Origin of the sequence: Pseudomonas sp. NDM (assembly GCF_003105095.1) — a bacterium.
GTDB classification, from domain to species: Bacteria; Pseudomonadota; Gammaproteobacteria; order Pseudomonadales; family Pseudomonadaceae; genus Aquipseudomonas; species Aquipseudomonas moraviensis_A.
Genome location: NZ_QETJ01000318.1, coordinates 1 through 1,404, shown reverse-complemented (window position 1 = coordinate 1,404; position 1,404 = coordinate 1). Strand labels below are relative to the sequence as shown.

Annotated in this window: 1 protein-coding gene; it reads left to right on the top strand. The window is 60.5% G+C overall.

What is annotated here, in order from left to right:
- The first annotated feature begins 185 nt into the window (after positions 1-185).
- Positions 186-1,253 carry a uroporphyrinogen decarboxylase gene (hemE, locus tag DCO47_RS26765; RefSeq protein ID WP_116659283.1) on the top strand — a complete coding sequence of 356 codons (1,068 nt, stop codon included), beginning with the start codon at positions 186-188 and terminating at the stop codon, positions 1,251-1,253.
- The last annotated feature ends 151 nt before the right edge of the window (positions 1,254-1,404 follow it).

Below are 1,404 nucleotides of genomic sequence, written 5' to 3'. Positions count from 1 at the left end.
ACCTGATGCATTGCCTGATACTCCGCTATCGCGAGCAGGCTCACTCCTACAGTTGTTTTGTGTTGCTGCAAAAAATCAGCATTCCAACGCAATAAATTGACCCGATAGACAAAAGGCTGACCCACATCCGTGCCTTTTGCCTCGCGCTCTGAGAAAATGCCCGCACTTTTTTTCCGGATGCCGACATGACTGCCCTGAAGAACGACCGTTTCCTCCGCGCCCTGCTCAAGCAACCCGTTGACGTCACCCCTGTGTGGATGATGCGCCAGGCCGGTCGCTACCTGCCGGAGTACCGCGCCAGCCGCGCTCACGCCGGCGACTTCATGAGCCTGTGCATGAATCCGGAATTCGCCTGCGAAGTCACGCTGCAACCGCTCGACCGCTACCCGCAACTGGACGCGGCGATCCTGTTTTCCGACATCCTCACCATCCCCGATGCCATGGGCCAGGGCCTGTACTTCGAAACCGGTGAAGGCCCGCGCTTCAAGAAAGTCGTCAGCACCCTCGCTGACATCGAAGCCCTGCCAATCCCCGATCCGCACAAAGACCTCGGCTACGTCATGGACGCGGTCAGCACCATCCGCCGTGAGCTCAACGGTCGGGTACCGCTGATCGGCTTCTCGGGCAGCCCTTGGACTCTCGCGACCTACATGGTCGAAGGCGGCTCGTCGAAAGACTTCCGCAAGACCAAAGCGATGCTCTACGACAACCCGCAGGCCATGCACCTGCTGCTGGACAAACTGGCGCAGTCGGTGACCTCGTACCTCAACGGCCAGATCATGGCCGGCGCGCAAGCGGTACAGATCTTCGATACCTGGGGCGGCAACCTGTCGGCAGCGGCGTATCAGGAATTCTCGCTGGCCTACATGAAGAAAATCGTCAGCGGCCTGATCCGCGAGAACGACGGCCGCAAAGTGCCGGTGATCCTCTTCACCAAGAACGGCGGCCTGTGGCTGGAAAGCATCGCCGACGCCGGCGCTGACGCCCTCGGCCTGGACTGGACCTGCGACATCGGCAATGCCCGCGCCCGTGTCGGCGACAAGGTCGCGCTGCAAGGCAACATGGACCCGACCGTGCTCTACGCCAAACCGGAAGCGATCCGCACTGAAGTCGGACGCATCCTGGCCAGCTACGGCAAGGGCAGCGGCCACGTGTTCAACCTTGGCCACGGCATCACCCCGGAAGTTGATCCGGAACATGCCGGCGCGTTCCTGCGTGCAGTGCATGAGTTGTCGGCGCAGTATCACGAGTGATCAGCCCACAATAAAAAACGCCCGGCTAAATGCCGGGCGTTTTTGTTTGCGCGACTCAATGTCGGACACAGATCAATTGTAGGAGTGAGCCTGCTCGCGATAGCGGTGGGTCAGCCAGTACATTCAGCGACTGACTCACCGCTATCGCGAG

Bases quoted from the DNA above. Each gene is read 5' to 3' on its own strand.
- hemE (WP_116659283.1), top strand. From the start codon at position 186: ATGACTGCCCTGAAGAACGACCGTTTCCTCCGCGCCCTGCTCAAGCAA.